At 51.7% G+C, this 26369-nt stretch carries 22 protein-coding genes; 13 read left to right on the top strand and 9 right to left on the bottom strand.

Annotation, left to right across the window (positions count from 1 at the left end; translation table 11 throughout):
• Window positions 1–137 precede the first annotated feature (137 nt).
• Genes WFJ73_RS26105 through WFJ73_RS26095 form a run of 3 tightly spaced genes read left to right on the top strand, consistent with a single transcriptional unit; the run spans window position 138 to window position 2830 of the window.
• Window positions 138–1637, top strand: coding sequence for a sensor histidine kinase (locus tag WFJ73_RS26105; RefSeq protein WP_336775879.1), 1500 nt, complete (start codon window positions 138–140; stop codon window positions 1635–1637).
• Complete coding sequence (locus WFJ73_RS26100) at window positions 1634–2332, top strand: response regulator transcription factor (protein ID WP_336775878.1); 699 nt, start codon at window positions 1634–1636, stop codon at window positions 2330–2332. The genes WFJ73_RS26105 and WFJ73_RS26100 overlap by 4 nt, the downstream gene beginning before the upstream one ends.
• A 9-nt stretch (window positions 2333–2341) precedes the next feature.
• Complete coding sequence (locus WFJ73_RS26095) at window positions 2342–2830, top strand: hypothetical protein (RefSeq protein ID WP_336775877.1); 489 nt, start codon at window positions 2342–2344, stop codon at window positions 2828–2830.
• 29 nt (window positions 2831–2859) lie between these two features.
• Here the strand turns inward: WFJ73_RS26095 and WFJ73_RS26090 are convergent, their stop codons facing one another.
• The gene (locus WFJ73_RS26090; RefSeq protein ID WP_336775876.1) at window positions 2860–3369 is read right to left on the bottom strand and encodes a GNAT family N-acetyltransferase; all 510 of its coding nucleotides are present in this window, start codon (window positions 3367–3369) and stop codon (window positions 2860–2862) included.
• A 135-nt stretch (window positions 3370–3504) separates the two neighbouring features.
• Between WFJ73_RS26090 and WFJ73_RS26085 the strand changes: the two genes are divergently transcribed.
• Window positions 3505–4359, top strand: a complete 855-nt coding sequence (locus tag WFJ73_RS26085; RefSeq protein ID WP_336775875.1) for a LysR family transcriptional regulator — start codon at window positions 3505–3507, stop codon at window positions 4357–4359.
• A gap of 75 nt (window positions 4360–4434) precedes the next feature.
• The gene (locus WFJ73_RS26080) at window positions 4435–4947 is read left to right on the top strand and encodes a DUF302 domain-containing protein (RefSeq protein WP_336775874.1); all 513 of its coding nucleotides are present in this window, start codon (window positions 4435–4437) and stop codon (window positions 4945–4947) included.
• A 60-nt stretch (window positions 4948–5007) separates the two neighbouring features.
• On the opposite strand, the gene WFJ73_RS26075 is transcribed toward WFJ73_RS26080, so the two are convergent.
• Window positions 5008–5361: a DoxX family protein gene (locus WFJ73_RS26075; protein ID WP_336775873.1), complete on the bottom strand. Its 354-nt coding sequence runs from the start codon at window positions 5359–5361 to the stop codon at window positions 5008–5010.
• 135 nt (window positions 5362–5496) lie between these two features.
• Here WFJ73_RS26075 and WFJ73_RS26070 point away from each other — a divergent pair, with 135 nt between their 5' ends.
• Window positions 5497–5862, top strand: a complete 366-nt coding sequence (locus WFJ73_RS26070) for a winged helix-turn-helix transcriptional regulator (protein ID WP_127497302.1) — start codon at window positions 5497–5499, stop codon at window positions 5860–5862.
• A 45-nt stretch (window positions 5863–5907) separates the two neighbouring features.
• Here WFJ73_RS26070 and WFJ73_RS26065 read toward each other — a convergent pair whose 3' ends face one another.
• Window positions 5908–6546, bottom strand: a complete 639-nt coding sequence (locus WFJ73_RS26065) for an FMN-dependent NADH-azoreductase (protein ID WP_336775872.1) — start codon at window positions 6544–6546, stop codon at window positions 5908–5910.
• A gap of 138 nt (window positions 6547–6684) precedes the next feature.
• Here WFJ73_RS26065 and WFJ73_RS26060 point away from each other — a divergent pair, with 138 nt between their 5' ends.
• Window positions 6685–7044 (top strand): winged helix-turn-helix transcriptional regulator, encoded by a 360-nt coding sequence (locus WFJ73_RS26060; RefSeq protein WP_336775871.1) that lies wholly within the window; start codon window positions 6685–6687, stop codon window positions 7042–7044.
• A gap of 73 nt (window positions 7045–7117) precedes the next feature.
• Here the strand turns inward: WFJ73_RS26060 and WFJ73_RS26055 are convergent, their stop codons facing one another.
• Window positions 7118–8368, bottom strand: a complete 1251-nt coding sequence (locus WFJ73_RS26055; RefSeq protein WP_336775870.1) for an MFS transporter — start codon at window positions 8366–8368, stop codon at window positions 7118–7120.
• Window positions 8369–8504: 136 nt separating this feature from the next.
• Here WFJ73_RS26055 and WFJ73_RS26050 point away from each other — a divergent pair, with 136 nt between their 5' ends.
• Together WFJ73_RS26050 and WFJ73_RS26045 are read left to right on the top strand one after the other, a co-directional pair.
• Complete coding sequence (locus WFJ73_RS26050) at window positions 8505–9389, top strand: LysR family transcriptional regulator (protein ID WP_336775869.1); 885 nt, start codon at window positions 8505–8507, stop codon at window positions 9387–9389.
• A gap of 1006 nt (window positions 9390–10395) precedes the next feature.
• Window positions 10396–11265: a chemotaxis protein gene (locus WFJ73_RS26045; RefSeq protein WP_336775868.1), complete on the top strand. Its 870-nt coding sequence runs from the start codon at window positions 10396–10398 to the stop codon at window positions 11263–11265.
• A gap of 32 nt (window positions 11266–11297) precedes the next feature.
• Here the strand turns inward: WFJ73_RS26045 and WFJ73_RS26040 are convergent, their stop codons facing one another.
• From WFJ73_RS26040 to WFJ73_RS26030, 3 genes are all read right to left on the bottom strand, one after another.
• Entirely contained in the window at window positions 11298–13052 is a 1755-nt protein-coding gene (locus WFJ73_RS26040; RefSeq protein WP_336775867.1) for a methyl-accepting chemotaxis protein, read from the bottom strand.
• A 157-nt stretch (window positions 13053–13209) separates the two neighbouring features.
• Entirely contained in the window at window positions 13210–14367 is a 1158-nt protein-coding gene (locus WFJ73_RS26035) for a YecA family protein (RefSeq protein WP_336775866.1), read from the bottom strand.
• A 140-nt stretch (window positions 14368–14507) separates the two neighbouring features.
• The gene (locus WFJ73_RS26030; RefSeq protein WP_336775865.1) at window positions 14508–17285 is read right to left on the bottom strand and encodes a glycoside hydrolase family 3 C-terminal domain-containing protein; all 2778 of its coding nucleotides are present in this window, start codon (window positions 17283–17285) and stop codon (window positions 14508–14510) included.
• Between the two features lie 225 nt (window positions 17286–17510).
• On the opposite strand from WFJ73_RS26030, the gene WFJ73_RS26025 reads away from it, so the two are divergent.
• Together WFJ73_RS26025 and WFJ73_RS26020 are read left to right on the top strand one after the other, a co-directional pair.
• Window positions 17511–18140: a YfbR-like 5'-deoxynucleotidase gene (locus tag WFJ73_RS26025; protein ID WP_336775864.1), complete on the top strand. Its 630-nt coding sequence runs from the start codon at window positions 17511–17513 to the stop codon at window positions 18138–18140.
• Window positions 18141–18323: 183 nt separating this feature from the next.
• On the top strand, window positions 18324–18602 hold the full coding sequence (locus WFJ73_RS26020; RefSeq protein ID WP_336775863.1) for a DUF2277 domain-containing protein: 279 nt from the start codon (window positions 18324–18326) through the stop codon (window positions 18600–18602).
• A 139-nt stretch (window positions 18603–18741) separates the two neighbouring features.
• Here the strand turns inward: WFJ73_RS26020 and WFJ73_RS26015 are convergent, their stop codons facing one another.
• On the bottom strand, window positions 18742–19104 hold the full coding sequence (locus tag WFJ73_RS26015) for a DUF423 domain-containing protein (RefSeq protein ID WP_336775862.1): 363 nt from the start codon (window positions 19102–19104) through the stop codon (window positions 18742–18744).
• Window positions 19105–19229: 125 nt separating this feature from the next.
• On the opposite strand from WFJ73_RS26015, the gene WFJ73_RS26010 reads away from it, so the two are divergent.
• Window positions 19230–20492 (top strand): MFS transporter, encoded by a 1263-nt coding sequence (locus WFJ73_RS26010; RefSeq protein ID WP_336775861.1) that lies wholly within the window; start codon window positions 19230–19232, stop codon window positions 20490–20492.
• A gap of 362 nt (window positions 20493–20854) precedes the next feature.
• On the top strand, window positions 20855–25231 hold the full coding sequence (locus WFJ73_RS26005) for an endo-1,4-beta-xylanase (protein ID WP_336775860.1): 4377 nt from the start codon (window positions 20855–20857) through the stop codon (window positions 25229–25231).
• 57 nt (window positions 25232–25288) lie between these two features.
• Here WFJ73_RS26005 and WFJ73_RS26000 read toward each other — a convergent pair whose 3' ends face one another.
• Window positions 25289–26053 carry a hypothetical protein gene (locus WFJ73_RS26000; protein ID WP_336775859.1) on the bottom strand — a complete coding sequence of 255 codons (765 nt, stop codon included), beginning with the start codon at window positions 26051–26053 and terminating at the stop codon, window positions 25289–25291.
• Between the last annotated feature and the right edge of the window lie 316 nt (window positions 26054–26369).

Genomic DNA, 26369 nt, shown 5'->3' with positions numbered 1-26369 from the left:
ACGGATGCATTCGACTGTAGTATAACGGAGGTGCGAAACAAATGTATACCGCATTAATTTATACTTTTTTCAGGTTTATTTTATAGAAAATTTGAACGGGCAGGCTACAATGATAGAGAAATGAGGTGCATGGAGTTATGTCCATCCGAAAAAAACTGATTTTCTCCTATGCGGCCATGATCGCCGTGCCTATCCTATTGTTCGGACTGACGATCGCGCTGCTGGGGAATCTACTCATAAAAGACGCCCTTCCGGGAGCCGGAGGCGGCAAAGCCGGGCATTCGTTCCCGCTCAGCTCCATTCGCGATCTCTTTACGGGACGCATTGAGCTGAGCTCCGGCCTAAAGTTCATCGCCGAGCATGATCCCAAGCTGCTGTCCGATCAAGCATTCCTAACGGATACGGGAGCGAAGCTCGAGGAGGTCGATTCCGGGATGATTGTCATCCGGCATGATGAAGTAACGTATGCCTCGTCCGGATTGCCTATGGATAAAATTCTGGCTAACCTGTCTGACGGACGCATGAAAGCGGAGCATCCCGGTCCGCCAAGCGGCAACCAATGGGAAACGATCCCCTTCTTGAGTCCGGACGGCAGCAGCGGCAAGCTGATCATCGTCTCCGATATGAAGCCGGTCGCGGACTTCTTCAAGCGGCTCGTACCGCTGGTACTGATTACCCTGCTCGGAGCGCTTATCATCACTAACGGCCTGCTTACCTATCTTGTCTCCCGCAGTATCATTAAGCCGCTGTATGCCTTGAGGGAAGCAGCCGGCCATATTCGGGAAGGCGATCTGGATCATCCGATTCAACTGCGAAGGCAAGATGAGATCGGGCAGCTTGGGGCGGCTTTCGAAGAAATGCGCGTTCGCCTTCAGGCCTCCCTGGGAGCCCAGCTTGAGCTGGAGCAAGACCGCAAGGAGCTGCTGGCGAACATCTCCCATGATCTGAAGACGCCGATCACCGCGATTCAAGGCTGCACGGATTGCCTGCGGGACGGCATTGCCGATACGGAAGAGAAGCGGCAAAAGTACGTGCAAATGATCGCCGGCAAAACAACCGAGATGAATCGGATGATCGAGGAGCTGCAGCTGTATTCGACTCTGGATACGGGCAAGCTGCCTTTCCATTGGGATACGGTTGATTTAACGGCCTATATGATTCAGCTCGTTAACGAATTGCGGCTTGATCCCCGCTTCAGCGGGACGGAGGTTACCTTCACCCCAGGCGCGAGCACGGAGCAGGTCCTTATCCGAGCTGACCGGCAAAAGCTCCACCGCGCCCTTATGAATCTGGCCGACAACAGCCTCCAATACATGAAAGGCGAGACGAAAAAGCTGCAATTCTCGCTTGATGAAGAGCCTGGCGGCATTTATCTCCTGCAAATACGGGACAACGGCGAAGGCATTCCTGCCGATGCTCTGCCCCGCGTATTCGACCGGTTCTTCCGGGCGCAGTCTTCGCGGAGTCCCGGCAAAGGCAACAACGGACTTGGCCTCGCCATTGTGAAGCAAATTATAGAAGCGCATGGCGGAACCGCAGCGGCTGCCAGCCAGCCGGGTGAAGGAACAACGATACTGCTTCGGCTCCCTTCATGGAAACAAGACAGGACGAAGCCGGAGAATGGAGGTATACAATGAAACGGATTTTGATAATTGAAGATGATCCGGTTATTGCCGAGGTGCAGAAGGATTATCTGCTCGCCCACAGCCTTGAGGTCGATATTGCCGAGCGCGGTGATTCGGGCTTAGAGATGGCGCTTCAAGGCGGGTATGACCTCATCCTGCTGGATCTGATGCTCCCGTCCATGGACGGTTACGAGGTATGCCGCCGGATTCGCGAGGCAAGCAACGTTCCTATCCTTATCGTGTCGGCTAAGAAGGAAGAGATCGATAAGATCCGCGGCTTTGGACTTGGAGCGGATGATTACATCCTGAAGCCGTTTGGCCTTGGCGAGCTGGTAGCCCGGGTGAAAGCCCATCTGTCGCGCTATGAGCGGCTGGTTGGGCAGGGTCAAAACGGTCAGCGCCGGGATGAGCTGCGGCTGAACGGCATCCGGATCGAGAAGCAGTCCCGCCGGGTGTTCGTGAACGAGCGCGAGGTGCCTTTTACAGCCAAGGAATACGATCTTCTCCTCTATCTCGTCACCCACCCGAACCGTGTCTTCCGGAAAGAGGATCTGTTCGAGCAGATTTGGGGAATGGATGCGATCGGCAGCGATCACGCAACGGTTACCGTCCACATCAGCAAGCTGCGGGAGAAAATCGAACGCGATCCGTCAAAGCCTCAATATGTCGAGACGATCTGGGGAGTCGGATACCGGTTCAATATTTGAGGGGGAGGAATGAAACGCTTGAAAAAAATTACCTTGCAGCAGCGGCGAATCTTACTCCTGCTTCATATTCTTTTTGCGGCGATTATGTTTGGCGTGCAGGTTGCGTTTATTATCCTGGCTTTAACCGCATCCGTTACGGATGATGCCGCCGTGCTGAGGTCCTGTTATACCATTATGCATCTGCTTGCCGATTCCAGCGTACGCGCCTCTACGATTGGCACCACGGTAACGGGCATTGCGTTGTCGGTGCTGACCTCCTGGGGACTGTTCCGGTACTATTGGGTGATCGTCAAAGAGGTGCTTACTCTGCTTGCCATCGGTATCGGCTTTTTCGGTTTATACGAATGGACCTTGCGGGGGCTGGGTGACAATGGAACCCTGACCGTTCACCATACCTGGCTTATGATCGGCATTGCTTTGCAGACGGTATCCATAATCATCATGTATATTCTGTCCGTGTGGAAGCCGGGCGGCAAACGGAAAACCCCGGCCTTGTAAGGTCCGGGGTTGGTTTTGCTTATCCAGATTCAGCCGATATTCTTGTAGTAAATCATTGTCGCGTCCAGGCTTCCGTCAGCCGATCTCGCGAAACCCGGAATACGGCCCGCCGGCTGATAACCCAAAGACGCGTACAGCAGATTCGACGGATCTCCTTCCCTGGTATCCAGTACAAGCAGCGACCGATTCTCCTCAAGCGCCGCCTCCTCCGCCGCAAGCATCAGCATTCGGGCAATCCCTCTGCGACGGTACTCCGGATGAGTCATCAGCTTCGCAATCTCTGCGCGATGCGAGCCGTTTGATTTGCCGCATAGCTGAAGCTGTACGGTAGCCGCGATTCTCCCGTCAAGCCTGGCGACAAACAGCAGGACCTCCGGATCCGTTACGCTCCTCCAGTATTCTATCGCTTCCTCTTGGCTGAGCGGCGGCAGGAACCCGACGGATGCACCGTCCTCAACGACTTGAACCAGCACGGTTGCCAGTTCCTCAAGCGAGGTTTCTAACGATGTTAATTGTTCGATAACGATATCATTGCTCATACTGCTGTCTCCCTCCATCTTTCTTCAAAGCTTGCCTATACCCCCATCATAATGGCATGATTATCATTTGTATAACGAATAATATAGGTTGATGTGATTCATATTTTCGATAATGAAAGGGCGTTAATCATTCCTATGGATTCTTCCCAGCTTGAAGCGTTTATCGCGGTCGCTCACCTTCTTAACTTTACGAAAGCGGCAGAGCATCTTCATATCTCCCAGTCGGCCATAACCGCAAGGATCAAGGCACTGGAGGCAGCGGTCGGCAAAGAGCTGTTTCAGCGGGATAACCGGAATGTGAGCCTGACTCAAGGAGGCATCGCCTTTTACCCTTATGCCGAAAGAATGCTCCGACTTTTCGAGGAAAGCAAGCTGACGCTGTCGGATACGTTCGAGCATTCGGTTGTGATGAGCGGTCCCGGCTCGGTCTGGCACTACCGGTATTTGTCCCGGATTCTCGCCTTCAAGAGGGACAATCCTCAGGTCGCCGTGAAATTCTTCAGTCATATCGACCCCAGCTATATGGTCCGCGACCTGCTCCTGGATGGTATGGTGCATCTAGCGATCCGGTTTGATCCGCCCGAGCATCCGAAAGTAACCCGGCAGCTGCTGTTCGAGGATGAGCTCCTGCTCGTGTCCAAGCAGCCTGAAGCCGGGGTTATGCGGCAAGAGGATTTCCGGTCTCCGGATTATTGCCACCTTGCGTGGGGCGCTCCTTTTCCGGAATGGTTCGCCGAGCTAGCAGGCACGGGTTACGTCCCTGCCCTGGAGCTCGATCATTCCTCCATTATGCTGACCATTCTGCTGCAAGGCGATCGATTCGGGTTCCTGCCACGCGCCATTGCGCAGCCTTATCTCGATTCGCAGACTTTGTTCGAGCTGTCTTGTGCCGTCAAGGCGCCGCCGATCCGGGCATACGCCACCTATTTAACCGACCAGCGGCAGAGCATAAGCGTTATGCTTGCTCTCCGGATGCTTGGCCTATCGTAATTTTTCTGTCATATGCTTCCTCTTCCTCTCATACAATTTGCTGACTGCTTATCCGGCAAAAAAGGAGGATCGCGGATGAGACACGGAGAGCCAATAACAGCTGGTTATGCGATGATCGTAAGAGACGATATTCCGACAGGACTTTCTTATGAAGCGCTTGTCGCCGCATTCGAGCGGCAGATGGGAAGATGGGATCCGTATATCGGGAACCGGCTGGTCCAGCAGCAGGCTTCCTGGGAACAGGTAGAATCAGCTGTTAAACAGATGGAAGGCCCGCATGGACTGATGATTTTCTCTGAGGTGAACCAGGGAGAGCTCCTGTCGCTTCAGAACGGTATCAAGCAAAGCCGTCTTTATCTGGTTGGCAATCCGCTTATCGCGGAGCCTATCCTTGCTATTGACCGAAGAGCCAGCCTGTACGTTCCGTTCCGCGTCACCTTGTACGATAATGGCAGCCCGCGCGGGGCGATCATCTCGTTTGACCGGCCATCTTCGTTCCTTGGCGCGCTCCATCAGCCGGCTCTTGCGCCATACGGCAAGCTGCTGGATACGAAGATCTACAGCGTTGTGCGAGCCATTATGATGTAGCGAGAAAATAGAAGGAGGGTACTGCCTGAGGCAGTACCCTCCTTCTTTCATTCGGCGCGCTTAAAAACGGCCGATTGCCACAAACAAAGCCACGGCAAGCATAATAATGTTCATCCCGATGCTGCTGTATTCCGCGCGTCTGGCATGGAATACGGCGGCAAACAGCATAATGACCGCGATTCCGATTGCCGCGATTGGCGTCAGTACCGGCGCGATATCGGTTGCCCACGGAAGAATTAATCCCAATCCGCCAAGCAGCTCGGACAAGCCGATAAAAGCAACATAGCCCGTAGAAGCATCCTTTGCCCAAGGCATCGTGCTTTTTACTTTATTAGGCTGGAAGGTTTTCATGACGCCTGCCGGAATAAACATTAAAGCTAACAATGCTTGCGCGATCCACAATGCAATATTCATAAGATAGGTCCTCCTTGATAACGTGTTGTTTATAGCGATATAATAAACCCAAGGGTTAAGGTGCGGAAGTAGGCACCTCAAATAAACCTAGTATCCAAAAAGAAACCTTAAGCCCCGCTTGGGATTGGAGGAATTATGGCAGACGAAAACTGCAGCCGGGTGGAGACCGCATTAGAAATTTTAGTCGGCAAATGGAAGCCTGTTATTTTATATCAGCTGTTCACCAACGGCACGATGCGCTTTAGCGAGCTCCAACGGGCGCTGCCGGACATTACGAAAAAGATGCTGACCTCTCAGCTCAGAGAGTTGGAATACCACGACATCGTGCACCGGAAAATCTATATGCAAATCCCTCCAAAGGTCGAATATTCGATTACCGAATACGGGATGAAAATGACCCCTCTCCTGGAAGCGATTAATGCATGGGGCACCATGCATATCCAGCATCTGAACGAGCTGTACAGTGAGGATCGCAAGCTCGAGGACGCCGAAACGAAATAAAAACCCCCACCTAAGTGGGGATTTTTTATTAGGAAATCAAACCTATTAGAAGCGTTTGGCGACCTCTTTAGCATGCGCGATTGCTTTTTCTTTGATAGCGGGTGCTTGCTCCTGTGATTGTAACGCCGTTCCCTCGACAAAAATGGCCTCCATGGATTGAATCCCATAGAACTGTAAAATCTTTCTCAGATAGCTGTAGCCCATTTCAAGCGGAGCTAAAGGACCCTCCGAGTACACGGAACCGCTAGCTTGAATGTGTAACGCTTTTTTACCGGTTAACAAGCCTTCGGGACCACTCGAGGTATATCTGAAAGTCTTGCCCGGAATTGAAGTCGCATCCGTATATGCTTTCAAAACCGGCGGAACCGTGAAATTCCACATCGGGGACACGTAGACGTACTTATCGGCTGCCACGAATTGATCAACAACCTCCTCAAGACGGGCTGTCTTTGTTTTCTCACCATCCGTCAGCTGATCGAAAGAGGAACCCGACCGAAGCTTTTCCCAGCCTCTCAAAACATCAGCATCAAATTGCGGAATATGTTCGTTATACAGATCCAAATGAATAACTTCATCCGTTGGATTTGCTTTGCGATACGCTTCAATAAATTCTTTGCCTACCGCGAGGCTATAGGATTGCTCTGGATCAAGGGGGTGTGCGGTGATGTACAATATTGTTGCCATGATTCGAAACTTCCCTTCTGTTGTGAAATGAAATACCTTGCTAGGTAGATGATAATATATATAATCACTTATTTTAAGTACGCACAATATTGTAGTATAGTATTAAAAAAGGTACTGTAAACGGAGGAGGCGAACGGTATGCAAAAGAATCCTGTCCAATGTCAATTCGTTGCGGCGCTGGATTCGATCGTAGGCAAATGGAAGCCGATAATCCTTTATCATTTGCTTCAAGGCGAACCTTTGCGGTTCAATGAACTAAGAAGATTGCTGCCCGATATCACCCAAAGGATGCTTACGCTCCATCTGCGCGAATTGGAAGAGGAAGAAATCGTTAAACGAGTCATTTATCCGCAAATACCGCCGAAAGTGGAATACTCCATCACGGAATACGGCAAAAGCCTGTCTCCGATTTTGGAGTCCTTGCATCAGTGGGGAAAAGTCCATGTCGAGCGAAACCAGCTCAAAAAGGCGAAAAATGAACAAACAAAAACGGACTAGCGCTCGTGTTGCGCTAGTCCGTTTCCGTTTGCATCGGGCCCGTCATGGCCTCTTCTTTTGTCTATCCCCTGCCTTACGCAACATCTGCTTGCTGAGTGCGAACAGCTTCTCTTGCCCGAGGGCGGTGATGAAGAATGTAGTAACCTCCGGCGCAAATAACAGCTATAATGCCCGCCACCAGGTACATCATCCGGTAATCCGTCAGGGATGCGATCATCCCCATGAAATACGAGCCTAGCCCGTAACCAAGGTCAAACATGAGGAAAAACGTGCCGTTGGCGCTGCCCCGCCGATGCTCCGGCGACAGCTTGATCGCAAGCGTCTGAAAGCACGGAAGCAAGGCGCCATAGCCGATCCCCATAATGACGCCGGCGAACAATACCATAGCCGCGGAATGCGCTTGGCTCAGCAGGAACATGCCCACCGCAAACAGGCCAATGCCCGGATAATACAAATAATGCTCCTTGTAACGGTCGAATACTTTGCCGATAACCGGCCGGAAAACAACGATCATCACGGCAAACACCATAAAGAAGGTGCCCGTCACTTGCGACTGGTGAATCTCATCGGTAAACGAGGCCATAAAGCTGGATAAAGAGCTATAGGCAAAAGAAAGAATAAAGCCCACAAGCGAAATCGGCAGTGCCGCGGGCTCAAGGAAGCTGCTCAGGCGCCAGCCTTTTTTCGCCGGCTGCTCCTGGACAATTGGATCGGCGGTTGCAGCAGCGGCTTGAACGGCCGCTGTCTTCAGGCCTTTTTCGCCCGGCATCTTCAGCACAAAGGCGAAGCCAAGAGACAATGCCGCAATGATACTTATCGCTAGCAACAGCACGTTAATATTCTGGTCCTTCCACAGGAACAGCCCCAGCGCCGGACCCACGACCATCGCGATACTCATAAACATCGTATAATAGCCCATTCCTTCACCCTGCCGGGATACGGGAACGATCGTTGCCGCAACCGTGCTCATCGCCGTTGAGGCAACCGCGTAGCTCATGCCGTGAATGAAGCGGACAATAAGGAACAGAATAATGCCTTTTGTTCCGAAATAACTAAGGCAGGCGAGCAGGAAAATAACCATCCCGATAATCGCCATTTTTCGTTTGCCGAAGCGGTCGACCCACTGGCCGGAGAACGGCCGGATCAGCACGCCGCCGATGACATAAATCGTAATGACAAGACCCATCTGCTGCTGGCCGCCGTGCAGACTATCCCGGACATACAGCGGAAACGCCGTCGTCAGGACGTAAAAGGTCAGGAACATGAAAAAACTGCTCACGCAAATAGTGACGAAGTTTCTCGTCCAGATTTTCTCTCTTAGCAAGGTCAACGCTCTCCAATCCCTGTTTTGAAACTTTCTGTATATGCTGAATCATTATAAAATCTCAAATTTATAAAGTATAATACTTATTTTATAATGAAATCATCACATGGAAGTTATATAGGGGAGAGTGATCCGCTTGGAGTTTCTCCAGTTAAAATATTTTCAAGCCGTCGCCCGGCATGAGCATATTACGAAAGCCGCGAAGGAACTGAACGTCTCGCAGCCGTCGCTCAGCAACTCCATCAACCGGCTGGAGAAGCGGCTTGGCGTGCCTCTCTTCGAGCGGCAAGGCAGGCATGTGAAGCTGAATGCCTTCGGCAAGACTTATCTCAAACGCGTCGAACGAGCCTTCCTTGAGCTGGAAGAAGGCGAGCGCGAAATTACGGATATGGCGGGTCTTGAGCATGGCACCGTGTCCATCTCCGTTACGCTGCCTTATGTGCTGCCCATGATGCTGAAGGAATTTCTGACGCAGCATCCGCATGTCCGGATTATCCAGCATCAGCTTGGCTCCGTCTCGGACATGCTTAGCGAGCTGGAGAATGCGGATATCGATTTCTGCATTTCAACCACCCAAATGAACGGACCCGACATTGAGTGGCTTACCCTTGCGGAAGAGGAACTCTGCTTGACGGTACCAAAAGGGCATCCTTTCGCTTCTCGGGAAAGCATCTCCTTGATTGAAGCGGCGAACGAGCCGTTTATCTCGCTCTCCTCCCGCTCCAACTTCCGCGAAATTACGGACGGCTTCTGCCGGAAAGCCGGCTTCGAGCCGCGGATCGCCTTCGAGCTTGAAGAGGTCAGCTCCATCCAGACGCTTGTCGAGATGGGTCTTGGCATCACCTTTACCCTACCGCTGTCGCTAGGCAACCGGGCATCCAGCCCGGGTACCGTGCAGCTCAAGATCTCGGACCCGGTCTGCCGCCGCACCTTCGGCATCGCCTGGAACCGGAAGCATTACCTGTCCCAAGCAGCGGTCCGTTTCCGCGAGTTCGTGATCAGCTTCTTCGGGAAAATGTAAGCAGGCTCAAGTCACCCCGCATGCACTATATCCGAATGAAATATGAAATAAGACCCTGCAAGCCCCCTATCGAGCTATCTGATGGCTTTTTTCAATTGGATACGACCCTGGCAGGGTCTTATCGTCTGGTAACCCGGCCGACTTCACTCCCTTAACTAACGGTTCGCTTGAAATAAGACCCTGCTGATCCCCTATCGAGCTACCTGATGACTTTTTTAGATTGCATAAGACCCTGGCAGGGTCTTATCGTTTGGAGTTGGTATGGATAAGATCCCCAAGGGGCCTTATCCTCCTATCTAGCCAGCTATTTCGCTAGGTTAAGGTCCCCTAAGGACCTTAACCACCCTATAGCGGCCGAATATCGGCAGGTTTTGCTGCATTCGGCAGAAATTAAGGTCCCTCAGGGACTTTATCCTCTTATCTGGCCAGCTATTTGGCTTTTTTAAGGTCCCCTAGGGACCTTAACCGCCCTGTAGCGGCCGAATATCGGCGGGTTTTGCTGCATTCAGCAGACTTTAAGGTCCCTCAGGGACTTTATCCTCTTATCTGGCCAGCTATTTGGCTTTTTTAAGGTCCCTTAAGGACCTTAACCTGCAACCAACAACACCTCACCGCAGCGTACGTTGGAATCTCTTCAGTAATATTGTGCTATTCCGCTGCTATCAAGCCTCTATGCTGGATTCATTCCAGCGTAATCATCCAAAAGCGAGTTTACTGGGCGATATAAGCGAATTTTACTGCACGGAATCCAATGTAGACGGGTTGCGATACATTTAACCTACGCTACGCTGGATGAAATCCAGCGTAGCGTAAAAAACCCATTCGGGCATAAGCCATTCTCCGTTCCACCTCAGCCCACCGCCCTCCTCTATCACCAACGTAAATCCCTTTAAGCGCCCATAGGAAGGCATCATCTTCCCGTATCTAGCAGGGCTCTAGCTTTGACGAAAGCGAATGTATGCGAATACATTAATGTATGATCTACGCATAGGAAGGGGTTGTCCCCGTGAAAATTGCCGTTGCTGTCATACATGGGATCGGACAGAGCAGGGAGAATTTCCATGCCGAGCTGGCCAACAATCTGTGTGCCCAGATGGCTATTGTGAATCCGAGCGTAAAGCTGTATGTGGAAGGCATCTATTGGGGAGATATTGTGAACCGGCTGGAGGAAAGGTTATGGAGCCGAATTCGGGGCAAGCCGCTGCGCTGGGCCAAATGGATGCGGTTAAGACCCTTCTTCGTTAACCAGCTGGGCGAAGCCATTGCCTATCAGGCTGTCCCCCGCGACAATGATCCTTCACCCGATGATTATATATATGACGAGATTCACCGGCGTTTTGCCGTATGCCTGCAGCGCCTGTCCGATCTCGCGGGACAAGATGCTCCGCTCTGCATTATCTCTCACAGCCTGGGGTCTATCATATCGAGCAACTTTTTCCACGACTTGCAATGTAACAAACTGACGCCTAAGGTCTCGGAGGTTATCGGGGCAAGCGAGTCCAGGCTGGTGCATGGCAAGACCTTGACTCACTTTTATACGCTTGGAAGCCCGCTTGCCGTATGGGCTTTGCGCTTTAAGGACTTTGGCGTGCCGATTGCGGTTCCCGCCCCACCGCTTCAAGGACTTGGGATTGGCGAGTGGGTGAACTTCTACGACACCGATGATGTCATCGCCTATCCCATCAAGCCATTGAACGAACGCTATAAAAAAGTCGTCACCGCGGATATCGAGGTAGAGTGCCCGGGTCTGCTAAGCTGGACGCCATTATCCCACCGCAGATACTTTCAAACGCAAGCCGTCATCGACCGGATTGTTCATTCTCTGAGCACGCTGCAAGTGTATTACGAAGAAGAAGAGGAAGAAGCCCGACCATAAGAGGCCGGGCTTCTTCTTTTATATAGAAAAGACTAGAGCTTAAATTTGCCTACCGCCGCTTCCAAGCCCGCGCTGCGGCTCTTCAGCTGTGCGGTGGTATCGGCAATCCGCTTGGCCGCTTCCAGCTGATGCTTCGACATCTGCTCTAGCGTGGCCGAGCTGTCGGCGGTCGTGCGGGAGATCTGGGCGATCTGTTCCACCGAAGCCGCTACTTCCTCGGAGCCGGCCAGCACCTCTTCAGCCGCCGCCGATATCTCCTGAATCTGGCTGTTTACATGAATGAACTGATTCATCGTCCGGTCAAACAATGCTTCTACTTGGCCCGACAGCTCCGTGCCTTTTACCATCTCGGCACTGCCCGCCTGCATTCTCACTCCGATATGGACGGACTCCTGTCCAATCTGTTCCAGTAAAGATGTTACCTGGGAGGCCGAGATAGCGGACGCTTCGGCCAGCTTGCGCACCTCTCCCGCTACAATGGCGAAACCCGAACCGTGCTCGCCTGCGCGAGCCGCTTCGATGGAAGCGTTCAGCGCAAGCAGCTTCGTCTGGTCCGAGATGCTCGTAATCGACTGAAGCACCGGCTCAATCTGCTGCATATAGCTCTGCAGAAGGTCCACCGAGTCTGCCGTCTGCTTGGCTACCGAGGCCATCAGCTCGACCTGCTGCCGCAACCCGTGAATGGATTCCCTTCCGTGCTCGGCCGACTCCAGCGCATCATGCGATACGCTTGATACCTGCATGGAAGCTTCGGATACCCGCTGAATCGCCTGCGTGATATCCTCCATCGAGCTGGCGCTCTCCTCCGCTCCAATTCGTTGATGACGCGCGCCATCGGCCATCGTTGTTACGGAATGCTCGAGCTTCTCGTTCATCGCGACCATCTGGGCTGCTTCGGTTCCGAACTGCTCCGTGGAATGAACAATGCTTTGCGTCGTCAACGCCATGTCGCGGACGACATCCTCAAGCGTAACCCCAAGCCGCGCGATCATCTGGGTCATGGCCGAATAGACCTGTCCAATTTCGTCCTTCGACTTCACTTTCGTTACCTGAAGCTGCTGCCGCGCCTCTGCAAGATTGCCATTGGCGATCGCTTCGGCTCCTTTTACGATAACCCCGAGCGGTCTAAGCGTACGTGCCAGGAAGAAAGCAATAAACAGGAACACGAGTAGGGTGAGCACTCCCATAATGATAAAAAGAGGCACGCTGTCCACAATAACGTCCTTATAGATCGTTTTCGATACCGATACGTCGGTATCGATGCCAAGCACGCCGATCATCTTACCGCCCGCATCGAGCAAAGGAGCGTACGAAGAAATATAATCTCCGTACTCCTCATTGCGGATGATGCCGGACTTTGCCGTTTCCCCGTTATTCAGCTTCCCGATCGCGTCCAATGGAATATCCGTTACTTCGCCAATCGGCGAAGCGGAATCCGAATCCTTCGGCTGCCCGTCGATAAGCAGAATAGGCTCTCCCTTATCATTAATCTGCACCGTATAGACGTACATCGCCCCGATACGTTCCCGGTACGCATTCATCTGCTCCCGGATCGTCCAGTACAGTTCATTCTCCTGCTGGTCTTTCAAAAAATCCGCATAAGCGCTTACATCAAACTGCCCGGCATAAGCCTTCGCCATATGAATATTGAAGTTGCCGATCGCTTCCTCGCTTGCCTTCTTCGTATTCTGAACCTGAATGTAGATCAAGGCAGATGACAGAAGAACGAGAATCGCCAATATCATCACAGCTAACTTCAGTATTAACCGGCTCCGAAACATATACATGCTGTCTTTACCCCTTCGACTAATTATTCCAATTGTCATCCTACAAATTTCCCTAATTTTCCTTAGGTTTCGACATAACCTTGGCATTTTCCTCCATTGGGCAAAAACAAAAACACCTTTAACCGTAAAGGTTAAAGGTGTTCTCGCCTAGGCGAGATTAAGCGCCGCAGCATTTCTTGTATTTTTTCCCGCTTCCGCATGGACAAGGCTCATTCCGGCCAACCTTGACCGATCCGGCACGCTGCTGCATCGGCACAACGTTATTGACAGGCGCAACGCCTACGCCAAACGAATCCAGTTCATTAGGCTTGAAGCCGCCATTCGACCACATCCGGGTATTGTTGTAGACATTGATAACCAGATGAACAACCATCTCCAGCTGCTCTCTCGACGGAATTTCGATTCCCCGTGCCTCGAACCCCATCATGATCTCTTCGAGCGGTTTTGCCATGGAGCAGTCGAATTGAATCTCCGAGATGAGATCCTCGACAACCTCCGTCTCCGGGCATAAATATTGGAGAACATACTTCTCGAGTCCGGCCAATTGAGGCGTTACCTCATAATAGCCATATTCCGCGTAACGGAGAAACTCTTGTTTGTCCGGGATATAGTAGGGCTTGCCGGCAACGCTCGCCAGCAGCTCTTCCAGTTCCTCCTGATTGTCCTCATCATAATAGTCCGCAAGCAGTCTGTTGCCCTCTACATGCCAGCTTTGCTCCCGGCGGGTCAGCAATTGGCAGATGCGGTCAAGCTCCGCTTCATTCAGCTGATCCTCATTCTGCGCATTATAGATCTCGATCAATTGATCAAACGTGCATGTTCCATATAAATTCGTGGCCGCAAGAATATAGTCGAATACCTGCTGGCAGCGTTCGCGCTCTTTCAGCAAGGCCGGATTCACAACCTTCGCGTATGTCTCCTTTACTTCTTCGGGCAACACGTAATACAGCTTGTCCTCTTCGTAGAACGAGTAGACAAGTCCTGCGTTCATCAGAAAAATATATGCCCCGGGAACCAAAGTGTCATCCTGCAGTGATGGAACAGGCAGAAGCTTCTGCATTAGCTCCCACTCTTGGGAAGTAGCCATGAGCAGCGCCATGTTCAATTCTTCCGAAGCCATAATCGATACTTGAACCGCATCCGCAAGCTCCTGCTTCTTCAGCTTGGAGCGTCCTTTAATCTCGTAATTACCGGCCAGCAGATTCAGCTTGTCCTTCGTCAGAAGCTGCAAAATCTCCGCAAGCCTGGTCTTAACCTCGCCTTTAATCGCATACTGGATGTTCATCTGCTGCAATTCTTTTATTAATAATTCCAAGACTTCACACCATTCCTTTGTACGATATCGGTAAATATCCCTTATCTGCTGCTTCTACCATACACGGACAGCTGACGAATTTCAAATAAAGCCGTAAAAAAGAGATGCCCAAAGGCATCCCTTTCGCATACGGACGGCTGTTATTCCTGCACGAACTCAATCCAGTCAATCTGCATGCCCGGCTTCACGAAATCCAGCTTAAGCTCATATAAACCTGCCTGGAGCTCCACCTTCACCAACTTCTGGCGGATCCAGGCGCTTTCCGTGCCGTTCGTCTGAACGGTGGTCATCAGCTCGCCGTTGATCAGCACGTTGCATGCGCTTTGCGCCCACGCGAACTCGGTCGACATCAAATGCACCGTAATCCGGTATACGCCGTTTTGCTCGACCTTCATCACAGCCGGCTCTCCCGCCGTAAACGTTACCTGAGCACGGTCGGTCAGCGACTGCGCTTGCGGCGCGGACAGCTCCGCGTCAGGCTCGAACCGCTCTGCCTTCTCCTCCGTCACCAGCTCTCTCCCGAATACCGGCGCTTTCATAATAAAATCGCAGATGTTCATGGCGCTGCGCTGCAGCTCTCCGCGGGTTAACATTCCGTTCTCCAGCGATTCCAGCGTATTGTCTCCCCATACGTTGGATTCCGCGCCGTAGTTGGACACGACCATGTACAGATCGTTCTGGGAGCGGACCATCCAGTTCGTGTACTTGCGGTCAGCCTGGCCGCCCTCTACAACATCATTCATCATCGCCCACCAGTCGGTCATGACGATACCTTTAAAGCCCCATTCGCCGCGAAGAACCGTTGTGTTCAAATCATAGTTCGAGGCTGCCCAATGGCCGTTAATCGGATTGTAGGAGGTCATGATCGAATTGGCACCGCCCTCTTTGACCGCAATCTCGAACCCTTTCAGATAAATCTCGCGAAGCGCGCGCTCCGATACAACCGCGTTCACGCGGTGACGGTATTGCTCCTGATTGTTGCAGGCGAAATGCTTCAGCGTCGCATTCGAGCCGCCTTTCATAATACCGCGCGTGCATGCTGCCGCAAAGGCTCCGGATACCAGCGGATCCTCGGAGAAATATTCGAAGTTGCGGCCGTTGAGCGGACTGCGGCGGATATTAAGACCCGGTCCAAGGAGGGCATCAATATCGTTGCTGAGCAGCTCCCGCCCTTCCAGCACATACAGCTCTTCTACAAGCTCCGTATTCCAAGTCGCTGCAAGCAGGGTACCGATGGCTACCTGCGTAGCTTTATGGCCGCTGTCCATGCGGATACCCGATGGACCGTCCGCTGTGCAGGCAACCGGAATGCCGAAGCCAAGTAGATTTTCGCTGACCCCGCCAAATGCCGACGCCGTACCGGCCGTTACCTTCGGGCTGGACATGCCTTCACCCCGGACGATAGCGGCCAGATCCTCATCGCTTAGCTGCGCGATGAAGGCCTCCATGCTTGCTTTGCCGCTCGCTACATCCTGCAGCTTGTATCCTTGGTCGCCCGTCTGCGCGAGGCTCGCCGGCAGATTCTTCTCGATTCGCTCCGCAAGTGAAATCTTGCGAACCGGCACTTCCGCGGAAGTCAGCTCATACGTGCCGTCCTCCTTGCGGGCGCCCGGCTTCAGACGCGAGAAGTTAACCGTTGGGGCCATCGCTTCCGCCAGCTGCTCTACCACTTGAAGAGCGTCTACGATATAGCCTTCTTTACCGTCCACGGCTGCCGCCGAGACATTCCGCACGCTGTTCCCGACAAAAATGCGGTACGTTCCCGCTTCCAGCACGTAAGCGGAAGGATAACCCGTTACGCCCGCATCATCATAGGAAGCCATTGCATGAACCGGGAAGGTTAACGTAAGCCGCTGCGACTGGCCCGGCCCAAGCTCCTTGGTCTTGGCGAATGCCGCCAGTGCTTTTGCAGGCTTGCCCAGCTGGCCTTGAGGCGCTTCGTAGTAGACCTGTACCGTTTCTTTACCCGAGTGGACCGAACCGGTATTGGTCACCGTAACGCCAAGTTCGATAAATTCCTGCCCGTCTTTGACCGCAAGCTTCGCCTGCTCCGGCAAGCTGGTGAAGCTTGCGTAAGACAAGCCATATCCAAATTCGTACTGAACCTTCTCCGGCGCAAACGTCTCGAAGTAGCGGTAGCCGACATAAATATCTTCCTCGTACAAGTTGTTGAGCTCATTGCCATAGTTGCGCGTCGACGGGTAATCGTCAATCGAATAAGCAATCGTATCCGTTAATTTGCCGCTTGGCGTTACGTCTCCAACCAGCACGTCAACAATCGCGTTGCCACCCTCCATACCGCCTTGCCATGCGTAGATAATGGATGGAATCGATTTCATTTCCTCTCTGTTTAACCAGCTCATATCGATAATGTTGGATACGTTTAGCACGACCGCCGTTTGCTCGAACTGAGCCGCAACGGCTTGCAGCATAGCGATCTCTTCATCCGTAAGCAGATAGCTACCCGGCTTTGCCGCATTGTCCTGATCCTCGCCTGCCGTACGTCCAATCACAACAATTGCCTTGTCCGATTGGCTTCTAGCTTGCGATACAAGCTCTGCCGACAGCGGCATTTCCTTCTGATGCCAAGGCTCTGCCGCCCAGCCGCCTCCGCCGTTATCGAAAGGATTTTGCTCAATCCATTTCTCATAAACAGCTGCCAGCTCTTCGTTAACCTTAACGTTCTTCTTGCTTCGCATGCCGTCCAGCAGATTTGTCGTATGGGTTACGTTTACGCTGCCGCCCGATCCTGTTCCGCTGCGGTAGTAATTCACTTGCGTCCGGCCAAAGATTGCAACGCTTTCACCGGTTCGAACCGGAAGCACTTGTCCGTCGTTCTTAAGCAGCACCGCGCCTTCCGCCGCTACCTTCCTGCTGAACGCCGCAAAACCCTCTAATGGAATGCCATGTGTATTCATTATGTTATCTCCTAATCAGTTTCTACAAGCACTAGGTATTATCATAACAAATTCTATATCGCGAAAACATAATAAACATTTAACTATTTTCCCCTATTAATTGTACAAATGCGGGTTTAAACATTAATTCCCAAATGTCGTTAACGATCCAATAACAATTGGGATATATACTGGAGCAGTGCAGCAGAATATAAACTACCTTATTCCAAGAAAGGAATTCAGCCTATGGGAATTCATACGTACTTTCAGTCGTTAACCGACCTCGAGAGGATTATTCGCTGCCCGGGGAAATTTAAATTTCAAGCGCATAGCGTAGCCGAGCATTCCTGGAAGGTCGTTCAATATGCGAAGACCTTGGCGGATATTGAAGAAATGAACGGCGTTGCCGTGGATTGGAAGAAGCTCTATGAAATTACGAGCAGTCATGACTATGGCGAGATTTTCATCGGAGACATCAAGACCCCGGTTAAGCACTACTCCATGGAGCTGCGCTCGATGCTGCTGCAGGTGGAGGAAGGCATGGTCGCGCATTTTATCGACGATCATATTCCCGAGGAGTTCAAACCGACTTTCCGCAGACAGCTGCGCGAAGGGAAGGACCAGTCCGTGGAGGGCCAAATCCTCGAAGTGGCGGATAAGCTGGATCAGATCTACGAAGCTTTTATCGAGCTGCAGCTGGGCAACACGGAAAAAGAATTTATCGTGATGTACCGGTCGGCGTTGATCAAAATCAAAGAAATCAAGCTCCATTGCGTCGATTACTTCCTCGCGCATATTCTCCCCGACCTCGTCTCGCAGGGCGTAAAATCCCCGATTGATATCGAACAGATTACGAAAGAAGCTTTAGCCGAGTAATCTCCTCTCTCTCTTTATCCTTACGCACAAAAGCCAGCCTCTTGCGGCTGGCTTTTTAGATTTGGTGCCCATCATCCTTCATGACCGGCGCGATAAACATGGAGCGGCAAGAACCCGGCTGGCCCGGCCGCAGTCGATATAGTATCATAAAGGCAACGCTGGACAACCGAAAGGAGAAGCTTTATGTGCCGAAATATTAAGACGCTGTATAATTTCGATCCGCCGGCATCCGATGAGGAAATTAAGGCGGCAGCGCTCCAGTTCGTCCGCAAGCTGTCTGGATTCAACACGCCGTCCAAGGCGAATGAGGAAGTGTTCCATCTAGCGATCGAGGAGGTCACGGAGGCGGCGCGCAAGCTGCTCGGCTCGCTGGTCACGAATGCCGAGCCGCGCAATCGCGAGATCGAGATCGAGCGCGCTCGGATTCGAAACGCAAAGCGTTTTGGCAACGGTTCCGAGTAGATGCGTCTGGAATGGCAGCGGCAGCCATGTTCCATGCGAAGCTTGGCTGCCTCCTCTGCGTTACTTCGAAGAAGCGATGATGATAAGACAAACACCTAGCAGCAAGCAAAGTGTCGAATACAGGACGCTGTCCCATTTTTTACAGCACGCCAATCGCAATGAGCACCCAGCCTACAATAAAGGACAAGCCGCCAAGCGGCGTAACCGGACCAAGCAGTCGTACTCTTTTTAGACTGAGCACGTAAAGGCTTCCGGAGAACAATACAATCCCCACCGCCAGGAGCCAGCCTCCCGTTACGATGATGCCGGAATCCGGATAACGGTCCGCCAGAAGACCAACGCCAATTAATCCTAACGCATGAATGATATGATACTGCACGCCGGTCTCATACACCTTCAGCTTGTCCGGTTCGATTCGGCTCTTCAGCGCATGGGCGCCGAACGCGCCAATGGCTACCGCTACAGCCATCAAAATACAACCCAGCACAACAAACGTCTGCATTTTGTTCCCTCATCTCTTCAATTTTTTCCTCTAGCATATCATGATCCGCAATAATTTCCGATTGCTTTACAGCCCGACCGGTAGTATTGTTGTTGGTTGGAACAGCATCAGGAGGCACCTACATCATGAAATTCATTCAATCTACCACTGCGGAATGGAGAGGATGGTCACGCAGCATCCGTCTCTTCTTCCTGTCGAACATGTTATATCAATTCGGTACGGGCTTGTTCTCGGTACTCTACAACTTATATATCCACGAGCTAGGCTACCCCGACGCCATGAGTGGGACGGTCGTCAGCATGCAGTCTCTCGCAACGGCAATCTGCTTTATTCCGATTGGCCTGTTTGGAGACCGCATCAGCCGCAAGCGGCTGCTTGTTATCGGCGCCTTATGCAGCGGCATCATATTGGCCGGGCGTTCGCTGTTCGAATCGGAGAGCAGTCTGGTAACGATGGCCGTTCTGACCGGGATTTTCGCGACCGTATTTCAGGTGCTGGCCATTCCTTTCCTTGCCGACAACATCGATAAAAAAGACCGTCTGCGCATCTTCAGCATCTACTCCGCGTTTGTCTTGGCAGCCCAAGTCGCCGGCAGTCTTGGCGGCGGAGTTATCTCCGATGTGCTGCAGGATGCCGGAGTAAGCACGCTGCTCTCGTTCAAGCTTGTCCTGCTGGCGGGCAGTATCGCGACAATCGGGGCATTCGTGCCGCTGCAGGCGATGCGGGAAAGCAAATTGCGGGCAAACGACGGGGCAGAACAGCAGCGCAACCAACCGGCAGCAGCGTCTCCGCCCGTTACGGTTAACAAGGAGCTGCGCTTCATTGCCGCTTTTGCCGCCGTAGAGCTGCTGATTGGCATCGGTTCCGGGCTCGTAATCCCTTACCTGAATCTGTATTTCACGAACCGCTTCGAAATCTCGCTCAGCGGCATGAGCTTCCTGCTCTCGCTTGGGCAAGTGATGACCATCTTCTCCATGCTGATTGGCCCAACGCTAGCCAGCCGGGTCGGACAGGTGAAGGCCATCGTCATCTTCCAGACGTTGTCGCTGCCGTTCCTGCTTATTACCGGCTTTACGAATATGCTGCTTGTCGCTTCGGTCAGCTTCTTATTTCGCCAGGCGTTGATGAACGCGGCAAACCCGCTTCTGTCCGCGACACTCATGAACCGGGTATCCGCCCGAAGTCAAAGCCTGGCCAACTCGGTTATGCAGACCGCCTTCATGATGGGCTGGGCCACCATGGGCCCGGTGCAATCGCATATTATCGCGTCCCACGGCTACTACTGGGGCTATGCGATTACGTTCAGCATCACGGGATGCCTATACGTGACGGCTTCGCTGCTCTTCTTAGTGCTTTTCCGCGAAAAGCGGAAGAAGCTTGCCGGTTAATAAAGGCCCGTATACCGTGTTTTGATACGATATACGGGCCTTTCGTATGGCTTAGCGATGTCGCACATCATTAAGCCACTCATTTTCTACTACTTTTGCATCGTTAAGGGCCCTGCTCGAACACGCATCCCCCTCACACGCTCTTCCCTCACTGCTTAGATATGCCCGACCTTTCCAACTCGAACTGCTCCCCCCCTGCAGCCCCCTTTTTTTCACAAAATGTTAAATAAGTGCAGTAAGTCATTTAGTTCTTATAGTAACTCGAAATTTAATACACGCTATAATCTCTCTAGGAAAGGAGGGACTTCCACAACTTTTTGTAAGCGCTTAATAAAAATTCTTTTCGAAGGGGAATGCAATAAATGAGTAGATCCTTGAAAAAGTTCGTCTCGATCCTGCTCGCGGCGGCCCTGCTGATTCCGATTGGCAGACTTGCACCGGTTGCGGCAGCTGCAGAGAATCCAACCGTTGTTTATCACGAAGACTTTGCTATTGATAAAGGAAAGGCTATTCAATCCGGCGGTGCCAGTCTGACGCAGGTAACAGGGAAGGTTTTTGACGGCAACAATGATGGAAGCGCTTTATATGTAAGCAACCGGAAAGACAGCTGGGATGCAGCCGACTTTAAATTCTCTGACATCGGTCTGCAAAACGGCAAAACCTATACCGTAACCGTAAAAGGTTATGTGGATGGGGATGTGACGGTGCCTGCAGGCGCTCAAGCCTATCTTCAAGCAGTGGACAGCAAAAATTACGGCTTTTTAACAAGCTCAACCATCGCGGCAGGTGCCGCTTTCACGCTAACGAAAGAGTTTACCGTGGATACAAGCGTGAGCACACAATTACGAGTTCAGTCAAGCGAAGAGGGCAAAGCCGTTCCCTTCTATATCGGCGATATTTCAATTACGGCACAACCAACCACAACAACAAAAACGGTGTACCACGAGGACTTTTCTATCGACAAAGGAAAAGCAACTCAATCAGGTGGTGCTGTACTATCCCAAGTTGCCAACAAAGTATTTGATGGCAACGATGACGGAAAAGCTTTGTACGTAAGTAATCGGAAGGACAGCTGGGATGCAGCCGACTTCAAATTCTCTGACATTGGGCTGGAAAACGGCAAAACCTATACCGTAACCGTAAAAGGCTATGTGGATGGGGATGTGACCGTGCCTGCGGGCGCGCAAGCCTATCTCCAAGCAGTGGACAGCAAAAACTACGGCTTTTTAACAAGCTCAGCTATCGCGGCAGGAGCCGCCTTTACGCTGACCAAAGAGTTCACGGTCGATACAAGCGTGAGCACGCAATTACGAGTTCAGTCAAGCGAGGAAGGCAAAGCCGTTCCTTTCTACATCGGAGATATTCTGATCACCGAGACCGTCAATTCGGGCGGTGGGGAAGAACCTACTAGACCTCCAGCCTTGCCTTTCAACACGATTACGTTTGAGGATCAAACAACCGGAGGTTTTACGGGCCGTGCAGGTACCGAGACTCTGACGGTTACGAACGAAGCTAACCATACGGCAGACGGCTCCTACTCCCTGAAGGTAGAAGGCAGAACAACAAGCTGGCATGGCCCTTCCCTACGCGTAGAGAAGTACGTGAATAAAGGCTACGAGTATAAGGTGACCGCTTGGGTGAAGCTGTTGTCTCCTGAAACCAGCACCAAGCTGGAGCTCGCCTCCCAAGTCGGAGACGGCGGCAGCGCCAACTACCCAAGCCTGGCAAGTAAAACGATTACCGCAGCCGACGGCTGGGTTCAGCTGCAAGGCAACTATCGCTATAACAGCGTAGGCGGCGAATATCTGACCATTTACGTGCAAAGCTCCAATGCAACCGCATCCTACTATATCGACGATATCAGCTTTGAAAGCACGGGGTCCGGCCCTGTCGGCATTCAGAAGGATCTCGCTCCGCTTAAAGACGTATATAAAAACGACTTCCTGATCGGCAACGCGATCTCCGCCGAAGATCTGGAAGGAACACGTCTTGAGCTGCTGAAAATGCATCATGACGTCGTAACCGCGGGCAATGCGATGAAGCCGGATGCCCTGCAGCCAACGAAGGGCAACTTTACCTTTACGGCAGCAGACGCCATGGTTGACAAAGTGCTGGCGGAAGGCATGAAAATGCACGGCCACGTGCTTGTCTGGCATCAGCAATCGCCTGCTTGGCTGAATACCAAGAAAGACGACAATAACAACACGGTACCGCTCGGACGCGAGGAAGCTCTCGACAATCTGAGAACGCATATTCAGACCGTTATGAAGCATTTCGGCAACAAGGTTATCTCATGGGATGTTGTAAACGAAGCCATGAATGATAACCCGCCGAATCCGGCGGATTATAAGGCTTCGCTGCGTCAGACTCCTTGGTATCAAGCCATCGGGCCGGACTACGTGGAGCAGGCATTCCTTGCCGCAAGAGAAGTGCTTGACGAAAATCCTAGCTGGAACATCAAGCTGTACTACAACGATTACAACGATGACAACCAGAACAAAGCAACGGCTATCTACAACATGGTAAAAGATATTAACGATCGTTACGCGGCAGCCCACAACGGCAAGCTGCTGATCGACGGTATTGGCATGCAGGGGCATTACAACATCAACACCAATCCGGAGAACGTGAAGCTTTCCTTGGAGAAATTTATATCTCTGGGCGTTGAAGTCAGCGTAAGCGAGCTTGACGTTACAGCAGGAACCAACTACACGCTTCCTGAAAATCTGTCTACAGCTCAGGCCTATCTGTACGCCCAGTTGTTCAAGCTTTACCATGAGCATGCGGATCATATCGCACGCGTAACGTTCTGGGGCATGGACGACAACACAAGCTGGAGAGCCGAGAACAACCCGCTCCTGTTCGATAAGAACCTGCAGGCTAAACCGGCCTACTACGGCGTTATCGATCCGGACAAATACATGGAAGAACATGCGCCTGAGTCCAAGGATGCCAACCAGGCAAATGCCCAATACGGTACGCCGGTTATTGACGGCACCGTAGACTCCTTATGGAACAGCGCACAGACTATTCCGGTCAACCGTTATCAGATGGCTTGGCAGGGTGCAACGGGTACCGCTAAAGCGCTCTGGGACGATCAGAACCTGTACGTGCTTGTGCAAGTCAGTGACACTCAGCTCAACAAGGCTAACGACAACGCATGGGAACAGGATTCCGTGGAGGTCTTCCTGGACCAAAACAATGGGAAAACAACCTCCTATCAAAGCGATGACGGACAATACCGCGTTAACTTTGACAACGAAACTTCGTTTAGTCCGCCAAGCATTGCAGCGGGCTTCGAATCGCAAACCAAGAAAACGGCTAACAGCTACACCGTTGAGCTGAAAATTCCGCTTACGGCTGTAACGCCTGCCAACCAGAAAAAGCTTGGCTTTGACGTACAAATCAATGACGCAACGGACGGAGCGCGCACCAGCGTTGCCGCTTGGAACGATACAACCGGCAACGGTTACCAGGACACTTCGGTATACGGCGAGCTCACGCTCACTGGCAAAAGCACAGGAGGCACAGGCAGTACCTCCATACCGCAAACGAGCAACGTGGTGAAGAATCCTGATGGCTCCACAACGCTGAAGCCTGAAGTCCAGACCGCTAGCGGCAATGCCGTTGGTACGGTTACCGGCGACGATCTAAAAAAAGCGCTTGAGCAAGCAGCTCCGGCTGCAGGCGGCAAGAAGCAAGTCATTATTGACGTGCCGCTGCAGGCCAATGCCGCTACGTATGCCGTTCAACTGCCGACGCAAAGCTTAAAGAGCCAAGACGGCTACCAGCTGACGGCGAAAATCGCCAACGCTTTTATTCAAATTCCAAGCAATATGCTTGCGAACACGAACGTAACAACGGATCAAGTATCGATCCGGGTAGCGAAAGCATCTCTTGATAATGTGGATGCCGCGACTCGCGAGCTGATCGGCAACCGTCCGGTTATCGACCTGAGCCTTGTTGCGGGCGGCAATGTGATCGCATGGAACAACCCTGCTGCTCCGGTCACGGTAGCTATTCCTTATTCGCCAACAGCGGATGAGCTGAAGCATCCGGAGCATATTGTAATCTGGTATATCGATGGCAGCGGCAAAGCAACGCCGGTACCAAACAGCCGCTACGACGCAACGCTTGGAGCCGTCGTTTTCCAAACGACGCATTTCAGCACTTATGCAGCCGTATCCGTCTTCAAGACATTTGGCGATCTGGCAAAAGTACCTTGGGCCAAAGAAGCGATTGACGCTATGGCCTCCCGCGGCGTGATTAATGGCACCGGAGAGAACACCTTCTCCCCTGCTTCCTCCATTAAGCGGGCAGACTTTATCGCTCTTCTCGTTAGAGCGCTTGAGCTTCAAGGTACCGTTACCACGAATAACGCCATGTTCAGCGATGTACCGGCAAACGCTTATTACTATAATGAACTGGCTGTTGCGAAGCAGCTTGGCATCGCGACTGGCTTTGAAGACAATACCTTTAAACCGGACAGCAGTATCTCCCGCCAAGACATGATGGTGCTGACCACGCGCGCTCTTGCCGTACTCGGCAAGCAGCTGCCGGCTGGCGGTTCCCTGAACGCATTCTCCGACGCAGCAAGCGTTGCGGGCTATGCGCAAGACAGCGTAGCAGCGCTTGTAAAAGCCGGTGTTGTTCAAGGCAGCGGCAGCAAGCTTGCTCCGCAAGACCAGCTGACACGCGCGGAAGCAGCGGTTATTCTGTACCGCATCTGGAAGCTGTAAGAAAAAATAGGAATAAAAGTCGAAGGAGGAGGCAAACTGCCCCCTCCTTCTTTATTTTCAGACTGCTCTAAATTGAAAATCCCCCAAGGCAAAAATACCTTCGGGAGAATAGGTCACTTTCGCTTCTACCTCGCCAATATACTGGGGTTCTGCAACACCCTCTATTACCAGACCTACAGCTACGACTATTTTTAGTCCTTGTTCTACGGCTTCAAAACGTACAATTCCGCCATAACCAAGCTGGTTACCAATTTTCTCTTCTCCATAATCCTTTTGATAAGCACCTAGATTTACTTCATACGTTTGACCATCAAGGGCAATCTGTCCAATTAATTCATTGTTTTTTATGGATTTTTTGAATTGAATTGCCTTTGCAAGTTTTCTCTTGTAGTCTTCCTGCGCAAAGATGTAGTCCAGCAGTTCTTGACCTGCGTGTACTCCCGTAGATTGATATTCAACAACATGAAGCTCATAAAGGCTAATGCCCGTTCCCGACCCGACATTAAGAATAACAGCAAGCTCTTCTTTTCCATCCTCGTCAAAATCATATACCTTTAGCTCTGGCATCATTCCTCTTGGCGTTGTAGGAATCCAACTCATCTCATGCTCATTATCCTCTATTTGCAGCCTTACCGTGTCATTTGTTCCAGCATACAGAAAAATATGGTGTTCAGGCAGCGATGCCAGCGGAGCTCCAGCTTTCTCATCTGCTGCTGAAGAAGAATAAGCGGCTTCCTTTTCAAATGAACAGCCTGTAAATAATAATGAAGCCGCCGCTAACCCCATAAGGAGTTGGCATGCGCTAGTTTTACGTTTCAGCAAAATCGGATTCCCTCGTCTCTGTTCGTATTCTTTGCAATTACTATCTATTAGACTTCCGAATAGATCCAAAAGTTCCCTCTATTTGGCATTTATTTGTCTGGACAAAAAAAGAAAGAAGGAGGGGTATGTTAAACTGGACCCCATAGACTGAACACTTGAAAAAAAAAGTGTTTAGGCTGTGGGGTCCTTTTTGTATACTGGTATTGGCATCTAAGGAGGTTATCATGAGTAAGAAACTTTTCTCCAAGGCAGATCAGGAGCTGCTCTCTAAGAACAAAAACGTCAAGAATGTAAGCGACAAAGCTATAACCTATTC

The organism is Paenibacillus sp. MMO-58 (assembly GCF_037146255.1).
Classification (GTDB): domain Bacteria; phylum Bacillota; class Bacilli; order Paenibacillales; family Paenibacillaceae; genus Pristimantibacillus.
The sequence above is the reverse complement of the archived record's forward strand: the minus strand, read 5'-3'. Positions and strand labels throughout refer to the sequence as shown.

Coding starts and splice junctions, on each gene's coding strand:
- WFJ73_RS26010 (WP_336775861.1), top strand. CDS start 19,230: ATGAAATTCATTCAATCTACCACTGCGGAATGGAGAGGATGGTCACGC.
- WFJ73_RS26020 (WP_336775863.1), top strand. CDS start 18,324: ATGTGCCGAAATATTAAGACGCTGTATAATTTCGATCCGCCGGCATCC.
- WFJ73_RS26015 (WP_336775862.1), bottom strand. CDS start 19,104: ATGCAGACGTTTGTTGTGCTGGGTTGTATTTTGATGGCTGTAGCGGTA.
- WFJ73_RS26090 (WP_336775876.1), bottom strand. CDS start 3,369: ATGAGCAATGATATCGTTATCGAACAATTAACATCGTTAGAAACCTCG.
- WFJ73_RS26070 (WP_127497302.1), top strand. CDS start 5,497: ATGGCAGACGAAAACTGCAGCCGGGTGGAGACCGCATTAGAAATTTTA.
- WFJ73_RS26075 (WP_336775873.1), bottom strand. CDS start 5,361: ATGAATATTGCATTGTGGATCGCGCAAGCATTGTTAGCTTTAATGTTT.
- WFJ73_RS26095 (WP_336775877.1), top strand. CDS start 2,342: ATGAAACGCTTGAAAAAAATTACCTTGCAGCAGCGGCGAATCTTACTC.
- WFJ73_RS26040 (WP_336775867.1), bottom strand. CDS start 13,052: ATGTATATGTTTCGGAGCCGGTTAATACTGAAGTTAGCTGTGATGATA.
- WFJ73_RS26100 (WP_336775878.1), top strand. CDS start 1,634: ATGAAACGGATTTTGATAATTGAAGATGATCCGGTTATTGCCGAGGTG.
- WFJ73_RS26065 (WP_336775872.1), bottom strand. CDS start 6,546: ATGGCAACAATATTGTACATCACCGCACACCCCCTTGATCCAGAGCAA.
- WFJ73_RS26025 (WP_336775864.1), top strand. CDS start 17,511: ATGGGAATTCATACGTACTTTCAGTCGTTAACCGACCTCGAGAGGATT.
- WFJ73_RS26080 (WP_336775874.1), top strand. CDS start 4,435: ATGAGACACGGAGAGCCAATAACAGCTGGTTATGCGATGATCGTAAGA.
- WFJ73_RS26085 (WP_336775875.1), top strand. CDS start 3,505: ATGGATTCTTCCCAGCTTGAAGCGTTTATCGCGGTCGCTCACCTTCTT.
- WFJ73_RS26060 (WP_336775871.1), top strand. CDS start 6,685: ATGCAAAAGAATCCTGTCCAATGTCAATTCGTTGCGGCGCTGGATTCG.
- WFJ73_RS26105 (WP_336775879.1), top strand. CDS start 138: ATGTCCATCCGAAAAAAACTGATTTTCTCCTATGCGGCCATGATCGCC.
- WFJ73_RS26030 (WP_336775865.1), bottom strand. CDS start 17,285: ATGAATACACATGGCATTCCATTAGAGGGTTTTGCGGCGTTCAGCAGG.
- WFJ73_RS26005 (WP_336775860.1), top strand. CDS start 20,855: ATGAGTAGATCCTTGAAAAAGTTCGTCTCGATCCTGCTCGCGGCGGCC.